The organism is Microcoleus sp. Pol11C3 (assembly GCF_036701485.1).
Taxonomy (GTDB): domain Bacteria; phylum Cyanobacteriota; class Cyanobacteriia; order Cyanobacteriales; family Microcoleaceae; genus Microcoleus.
The window spans coordinates 1-6,251 of the sequence record NZ_JAUBQW010000219.1 but is presented as its reverse complement, the minus strand read 5'-3'; the positions used below and the strand labels follow the sequence as shown (position 1 = coordinate 6,251).

At 45.1% G+C, this 6,251-nt stretch carries 6 protein-coding genes and 25 tRNA genes; 3 read left to right on the top strand and 28 right to left on the bottom strand.

Annotated elements, in window-relative coordinates:
• Positions 1–367: 367 nt before the first annotated feature.
• From QUA40_RS27335 to QUA40_RS27320, 4 genes are all read right to left on the bottom strand, one after another.
• A tRNA-Lys gene (locus tag QUA40_RS27335) sits at positions 368–439 on the bottom strand.
• A 101-nt stretch (positions 440–540) separates the two neighbouring features.
• Entirely contained in the window at positions 541–954 is a 414-nt protein-coding gene (locus tag QUA40_RS27330) for a dihydrofolate reductase family protein (RefSeq protein ID WP_333131651.1), read from the bottom strand.
• A 9-nt stretch (positions 955–963) separates the two neighbouring features.
• Positions 964–1,113 carry a hypothetical protein gene (locus tag QUA40_RS27325; protein WP_333131649.1) on the bottom strand — a complete coding sequence of 50 codons (150 nt, stop codon included), beginning with the start codon at positions 1,111–1,113 and terminating at the stop codon, positions 964–966.
• Between the two features lie 227 nt (positions 1,114–1,340).
• Complete coding sequence (locus QUA40_RS27320) at positions 1,341–2,090, bottom strand: abortive infection family protein (RefSeq protein ID WP_333131647.1); 750 nt, start codon at positions 2,088–2,090, stop codon at positions 1,341–1,343.
• 211 nt (positions 2,091–2,301) lie between these two features.
• Here QUA40_RS27320 and QUA40_RS27315 point away from each other — a divergent pair, with 211 nt between their 5' ends.
• The 3 genes from QUA40_RS27315 (at position 2,302) to QUA40_RS27305 (ending at position 2,957) form a co-directional block, all read left to right on the top strand.
• Positions 2,302–2,430, top strand: coding sequence for a hypothetical protein (locus tag QUA40_RS27315; protein WP_333131645.1), 129 nt, complete (start codon positions 2,302–2,304; stop codon positions 2,428–2,430).
• A gap of 71 nt (positions 2,431–2,501) precedes the next feature.
• Complete coding sequence (locus QUA40_RS27310) at positions 2,502–2,732, top strand: hypothetical protein (protein WP_333131643.1); 231 nt, start codon at positions 2,502–2,504, stop codon at positions 2,730–2,732.
• 63 nt (positions 2,733–2,795) lie between these two features.
• Complete coding sequence (locus QUA40_RS27305) at positions 2,796–2,957, top strand: hypothetical protein (protein WP_333131641.1); 162 nt, start codon at positions 2,796–2,798, stop codon at positions 2,955–2,957.
• A gap of 314 nt (positions 2,958–3,271) precedes the next feature.
• Here QUA40_RS27305 and QUA40_RS27300 read toward each other — a convergent pair.
• From QUA40_RS27300 to QUA40_RS27185, 24 genes are all read right to left on the bottom strand, one after another.
• A tRNA-Ser gene (locus tag QUA40_RS27300) sits at positions 3,272–3,354 on the bottom strand.
• Between the two features lie 4 nt (positions 3,355–3,358).
• Positions 3,359–3,432, bottom strand: a tRNA-His gene (locus QUA40_RS27295).
• 6 nt (positions 3,433–3,438) lie between these two features.
• Positions 3,439–3,511, bottom strand: a tRNA-Ala gene (locus QUA40_RS27290).
• A gap of 8 nt (positions 3,512–3,519) precedes the next feature.
• Positions 3,520–3,593, bottom strand: a tRNA-Ala gene (locus QUA40_RS27285).
• A 5-nt stretch (positions 3,594–3,598) separates the two neighbouring features.
• Positions 3,599–3,675 (bottom strand) — tRNA-Ala (locus tag QUA40_RS27280).
• Between the two features lie 7 nt (positions 3,676–3,682).
• Positions 3,683–3,756: transfer RNA gene (locus QUA40_RS27275), tRNA-Arg, on the bottom strand.
• A 333-nt stretch (positions 3,757–4,089) separates the two neighbouring features.
• Positions 4,090–4,162 (bottom strand) — tRNA-Arg (locus QUA40_RS27270).
• 82 nt (positions 4,163–4,244) lie between these two features.
• Positions 4,245–4,316, bottom strand: a tRNA-Gly gene (locus QUA40_RS27265).
• Positions 4,317–4,495: 179 nt separating this feature from the next.
• Positions 4,496–4,566: transfer RNA gene (locus QUA40_RS27260), tRNA-Gly, on the bottom strand.
• 5 nt (positions 4,567–4,571) lie between these two features.
• Positions 4,572–4,648, bottom strand: a tRNA-Thr gene (locus QUA40_RS27255).
• A gap of 169 nt (positions 4,649–4,817) precedes the next feature.
• A tRNA-Leu gene (locus QUA40_RS27250) sits at positions 4,818–4,891 on the bottom strand.
• A 122-nt stretch (positions 4,892–5,013) separates the two neighbouring features.
• Positions 5,014–5,086, bottom strand: a tRNA-Pro gene (locus tag QUA40_RS27245).
• A gap of 4 nt (positions 5,087–5,090) precedes the next feature.
• A tRNA-Leu gene (locus QUA40_RS27240) sits at positions 5,091–5,171 on the bottom strand.
• Positions 5,172–5,193: 22 nt separating this feature from the next.
• Positions 5,194–5,270, bottom strand: a tRNA-Leu gene (locus tag QUA40_RS27235).
• Between the two features lie 29 nt (positions 5,271–5,299).
• Positions 5,300–5,373, bottom strand: a tRNA-Gln gene (locus QUA40_RS27230).
• A gap of 5 nt (positions 5,374–5,378) precedes the next feature.
• Positions 5,379–5,457, bottom strand: a tRNA-Gln gene (locus QUA40_RS27225).
• 10 nt (positions 5,458–5,467) lie between these two features.
• Positions 5,468–5,542 (bottom strand) — tRNA-Asn (locus tag QUA40_RS27220).
• Between the two features lie 6 nt (positions 5,543–5,548).
• Positions 5,549–5,621 (bottom strand) — tRNA-Phe (locus QUA40_RS27215).
• A 5-nt stretch (positions 5,622–5,626) separates the two neighbouring features.
• Positions 5,627–5,713, bottom strand: a tRNA-Ser gene (locus QUA40_RS27210).
• Between the two features lie 8 nt (positions 5,714–5,721).
• A tRNA-Tyr gene (locus tag QUA40_RS27205) sits at positions 5,722–5,795 on the bottom strand.
• A 35-nt stretch (positions 5,796–5,830) separates the two neighbouring features.
• Positions 5,831–5,912: transfer RNA gene (locus tag QUA40_RS27200), tRNA-Tyr, on the bottom strand.
• Positions 5,913–5,926: 14 nt separating this feature from the next.
• Positions 5,927–6,001, bottom strand: a tRNA-Lys gene (locus QUA40_RS27195).
• Between the two features lie 5 nt (positions 6,002–6,006).
• Positions 6,007–6,080, bottom strand: a tRNA-Glu gene (locus tag QUA40_RS27190).
• Between the two features lie 6 nt (positions 6,081–6,086).
• Positions 6,087–6,161 (bottom strand) — tRNA-Trp (locus QUA40_RS27185).
• Positions 6,162–6,251 lie beyond the last annotated feature (90 nt).

Sequence of the window (6,251 nt, the reverse complement as noted above, 5' to 3'; positions counted from 1 at the left end):
TCATCTTTATTTGACGATTTTACTAGCTTTTTCATTTTAACTCTTTTGTGACACATTCGCAAAAGTGAGATGCACCCACAATGTTTTTTATGATCCTGGTAGTTCAGGTCATTCCGGGGAATTGACGCTAGAAGTAGTTGGTGAGAAAGGTATAGGTGTCGCTAATTTTGACTTTCATATCGGTACTTTCGTCTCAAATGTTCGATTTACTTATCAGAAGAGAACAGAGGAACTATCCTGCGCGAAATAGAAGAAATCCTACTATTTCATAATTTTGGAGACGACGCCCGCACCGACAGTACGATCGCCCTCGCGAATGGAAAAACGCATATTTAACCCTCTAGCTTCTACTTTCGGCCTTTAAAAATGGGTGGTATAGGAGTTGAACCTATCTAATACCGGTTAAAAGCCGGGTGCATAACCGCTTTGCTAACCACCCTTAAAAATTCAGCGTTTGTCTAATTCCTAAAAAATCCTTGTGTAGTAAACACTTCAGTCCTTTTTTGCCTCCAGCCATTGCAACGGATAAACTCCTGATTGCTAATGATTGACTCGATAATGAAGCAACATGAAACCGTTGCTATAGATTTTGCGATCGGCAAGTTCCAAATTTGTCGGAGCGATTGCACCTGAAAAAACAGGAATTCCCGCTCCGATAACTAGCGGATTCAACTTTACAATCATCTCGTCAATCTCAGAAAAAAGAGTTGCCGCTAAAGCGCCACCACCGCAGAGCCAGATGTCTTTACCCGTTTCTTTTTTTAATTCCTTAACCAATGCGACAGGATTGTCCGAAACAAGTTCAATATTCTCATCGGGACTGGCTTTCATAGTGCGCGAAAAAACATACTGCTTCAAGGTGGGATAAGGATTAGTTACACCAACATTTAGCCCTACCTCATAGGTTTTCCGTCCCATCAAAACCGCATCAAACTGCTTGTTTTCTGCACGAATGCCTCGTGCTTATTGAAAGTGAGCGGGAAAAGTTTCAGGAAAGGAATCGAACAAATCAGCGAAATGCTCCCCTGACATAGGAAAACAATCAAATGAGCCATCTTCGCGAGCAATAAACCCGTCAACGGTGGAAGCCACGTAATATTTTAATTTTCGCATATTTCACCTTTTTTATTAAGTTATTTGGTTACAGCTTCTGAATGTAACTAATATATCCAATCGCTCCCTTGGTTAGAGATTTGCGATCGACCTTTTTATTAGACATCTCCTAAAAAGATTCTAGAAGCATTGTCCTATATGGACAAAAGCCTAATTTTGGGAGATGTCTATTTGTTTGTACGCAATTTCTCTGACAGTTCAACAAGCCGTCTGGATCGAGGTTGGCATTAGGCTGCTGTTGCTACACCAAACTTTGCATCAAGATAATGCAACAGTGAGCGTGTTACATTTATTACAAGCATTGCCTCCTCTTTGTTCAGTAAATCCTCATTTGGATGTGCCACACTTGCTTTATTTCTTATTGGATTTAGTGCATCCATAATATTTGCAGATGATTGAAGAATACGCTCAATATCTTGCGAACGTGCACCTAAATCACAAAGTGCAGGATGGTGTTGACGAAGTAGCTTGAATAATTTTGTCATACTATCGTCGTTATCGTACACAATATTTTCAACATCACAAACAGCGCGTAGATAACCGTGCAAAGCGGTATGAATTCGATCTACTCCGCTAACTGCGCCCCTAGTTTGAATTAGAGCTTCTACATCTCCAATCGCACGTTCTACAACTGCACTATTAATCTTGGGATCAGGACTCAGAACTGGTGATGTGCCTTCTAGCCTTTTGGCGATAACTAATAATTCTTTGTAAAGTTCTGATTGTTCATCTGATGGAAACCTTTGCAAAACACCACGTACTATCTTTGCTTGCACCTGTGGCGGTGAGCTTCTCAAGATGGCAATAAACTTTTCGCGTGTAGTTCCTTCATATTGAGAAGGATCTATATCAAGCTCGCAATAGTCAGGATAAAACTCAGCATGAGTTCGATAACTGAAATCGCCAAGATAACCATTATATACACCGATATATTGGTTAATGATTTTCATTATTTCTGGATTTGTTAAAGCCACCATAACTCGATTTTAAGATTGATACAATACTAGTATAAGTATCTCAAGCACAAAGCAACAGCAATTTTATCAGGCTGCGACGATCGCCCGCATCCTTACAGACGATCGCAGCAAGGTGCGATCGGTACTCAAAAGGAGATAAGCTGGTGTCAACTAAATATGACTGCTGCTAATGCCTGAACAAGAGGAAGGTTCCAAAACCATAAAAGTTACAATGCCCAACCGAATCCATCAAAAGCTGAAGAAGCTGTCTGACGAGTCAGGAATATCCATGTCTAAACTGATGCTGCTGGCAACTATCAACGAATATAAGCTGATTGACGATAAAGTTACCCCAGACTAACCCCATTTAGTACCCTTTCTTTCCCCATTGTGCTATCCTTCAGGGAAATAGTCAACCCTGGAGGTGTGCTTGTGACTCAAGATGAACTCGAAGCCCTTGTCGATGAACTCGGCTTAGTGTCAGTCGTCAGCCTGCTGGCAAATATCTGCCACAACAAAGCCCGACAAACCTTGTGCCTGAAGGGACAAGGGGCTACTCCTTATACCGCTTGGAACAGCAACGGCTTCTTGCTGAAGCAGTTGATGGCCAGACTGCGGCCAATCGGCAGCTACGATCGCGATTTAGACCTCAAGAACAACTGAGGTTCTGAGGTTCAACCCGTGCAAGTGCGTAAAGCATTGGTTTTAGTCGGTTAACAGCCGAGTATGTATGCTTTAACTGTTAGGGCACGGGTTGAAACTCTTCAACAGGGACTTGAAAAGGAGAGGACGGGACTCGAACCCGTATCGATCGACAGCAACTTTCAGGAAACGCGCTTCCTTACTGCCCGCAAGCAGACGGGAACTGCCCCCATCTCGGACTGTTAATTCCTTTCAGTGCTTCCGCAACCTGTTGCCCGTTGGCCTTTTCAGGGAACGTCGCGAAGCAACTTTTTACCCTACTCAACAAACCCGATCGTCCTTTTGGGAGCCGCTTTTCCAAAGTTTTTACGGTGCCATTCCAATTAGGCGACCTCCCCGCAATTTTTCTCAGTCTATAATAGCAAATTTTGTGCAAAAAATTAACCCTCATCCTCCATTATTTATATATAAAACCCTCAGCAATCCACCGGAGAGGTACTGCCCCTCCTATCTCTGCGTTATCAGCACAGCGCCGTACTTTCTGGCTCCCGGTGGTCAAAAGGAAGATGAAGGAATCGAACCCTTACAGTTACCTGTACCCCAGTTTTCAAGACTGGTTGCCAACCATTTAGCGGCATCTTCCAAGGGGTGTCTGACGGGAATTGAACCCGCTATTACTGGTTCCACAAACCAGCGCCGCGACCGCTTTGGCTTCAGACACCGCAAGTGGAATCAAGGAGAATCGAACTCCTAACCTCTTGCGTGCAAGGCAAGCGCTCTACCAATTGAGCTATGACCCCAGTTTTGCTGGATGCTGGTCGGACTCGAACCGACATTTTCCTAGTTGCGAACTAGGCGCTTTTCCGATTAAGCTACAGACCCAAAGTTGGTGGATTGCGATCGGATTTGAACCGATATCTTTCTAACAGCCAGTTAGATGCTTTACCAATTAAGCTACGAACCCCAGACAGCAGGAGCGGTAGGACTTGAACCCACAACTTTCGAGGTAGAAGCTCGACACTCTATCCAGTTGAGTTACACTCCCATGTTTTTTGTTAGTTTGCGCGATTCCCTACGGGATAGCTGCGCCGCGCGTACTTTGCGTACAAGTTATCGGAGCATTGCGTTTTCTCAGTTACTAGAGGGACTCCGCCGATGAGTTATTACACACTCTTTAAAGGATGGCTACCTTTAAGCCAACCTGCCGGGTTCATTGCACTCCTCGTTCGCAAACGCCCGCTGATTTTGACAGCGTTACCTTTCCTCTCGTACTAAAGTATGTAGGCTCCAAAGATTGGGATACGCAAAGGGCGATCGCTCTTAATATAAAATTTAATCATTCAATGGAATCAACCTCCTTAAATTAAAGTAAAAATAACGAGAGTGGTAGGACTCGAACCCACAACATCCGCGTCCGAAGCGCGGCGCTCTATCCATTGAGCTACACTCCCATAAATTGGTAGTCCTGACAGGAGATTACCCCGCGTCTGCTTGTAAGGCAAACGCTATACCATCGAAGCTCAGGACTACAAAAGCGGATGATGGGACTCGAACCCATGCGCTGAGAATGGCATACTCAGATGCTAGCCTTTACATCACACCCGCCAACCAATTTAAAATTTGAGATTTTGGATTTAACTGAGATGTTGCACCCTTGTCAATAAGCCTTTTGAACGGGCAAGATGCCCGTTCCACAAGAAAATTTACTCTTTGTGGAACAGGCATCTTGCCTGTTATTGAGAATGGTGCAAGATGTGAGATTTAACAAACTTCTTGTTAGCCCAAGCGGATAACGAGGCTCGAACTCGTGCCTAGAGTTTGGAAGACTCGAATGCTACCGTTACACCATATCCGCAATTGTGGGGCTGGTGATAGGAATTGAACCTACAACCGACTGATTACAAATCAGTTGCTCTGCCTAATTGAGCTACACCAGCACAGCAGATGGCGAGATTTTAACTCGCAAGAAAGCTTGACAAAAGTCTCATTTTGTTAATTACATCACACCTGCATTTTTGGTGGCGGGGGCAGGAGTTGAACCTGCTATGAAGAGGCTTATGAGACCTCCAAGCCTACCCAGGCTACTTCACCCGCGATGTCACCAAATACCCCTGACTGGCATCGAACCAGCACTAACTAGATCCTAAATCTAGCGCCTCTACCGATTGGGCTACAGGGGCAAAACTGATTTGAGATTTTATATTTTAGATTGAATAAAACCTCATACCCCTGACAGGCATCGAACCTGTAAGACGCTCATTCTGAGTAAGCGATGTTTTCCAATTACATCACAGGGGTAAAGTCGGGATGGTTGGATTTGAACCAACGACTCCTTGGCCCCAAACCAAGGCTTCTGGCCGCTGAATTACATCCCGTTCATGCTCCAGGTGGGAGTCGAACCCACAATCAAAATAGAACAGATTTTAAGTCTGCCGCGTATGCCAATTCCGCCACAGGAGCAAGTAAAATTTGGAGATAAATTTGGTACTCCTGATGAGATTTGAACTCACACAACACAAGGTTTGAGCTTGCGGCCTCTGCCAATTGGGCTACAGGAGTGTAATTGATCTGCTTTGGTAATAGCAGAACTGGGAAGACAGGGATCGAACCTGCATTTTGCCGCTTTCAAAGAGCGGTGCCATACCGATTAGCCGACTTCCCAATAATTGGGTGCCGGGGTAGGCTTTGAACCTACAGAAACTCCTATTTCAGAGATAGGCGACTTTACCAATTTGTCTACCCGGCAATTTAAAAAATGGCTGCCCCAGTAGGACTCGAACCTACAACCTAGCGGTTAACAACCGCTTGCTCTACCATTGAGCTATAAGGCAACGCAATCCCCCAAGTCAGTATCGAACTGACAACCTCTTGTTCTTCACACAAGCGCTCTACCAACTGAGCTATCGGGGGGAAAACGGAGAAGGAGGGATTTGAACCCTCGACGGCTGTTAAACCGCTCTTTCTTAGCAGGAAAGCGCCTTAAGCCACTCGGCCACCTCTCCACAGCGAGCGAGAACGGAGGGATTTGAACCCTCAATCTTCAGTTTTATTAACTGAGATGTTATCCGGCTACACCACGCTCTCTTACTTTGCAACTGTGGATTAAATACAGTTGCAAATGGGCCGGGCTGGAATTGAACCAGCAACGCTTTAAGCTACTGTTTTACAGACAGCTACCCACGCCAATAGGAGGGCCGACCCAAGATTAGGATTTTTGGTAGGTCGTCGAGGAATTGAACCTCGATCCATCCGCTTAAAAGGCGGCTGCAAAACCATTCTGCCAACGACCCACGAGAAGTGCTGACGGGAGTTGAACCCGCAATCACTTGGGTGAAAACCAAGCGGCTTAAACCATTTGCCTACAGCACTATAAATTGGCACAGGAACTGAGATTTGAACTCAGAATGCTGGTTTTGGAGACCAGAGTGTTGCCAGTTACACCATCCCTGCTTTTGGTGGCAGCGGCGCATTGGTGACAAGTTAAGGCTCAAAGCCAGTTGTCAAGGGGATTTTCGGAGGTAGCTCAAAGAAAAAAGGTTC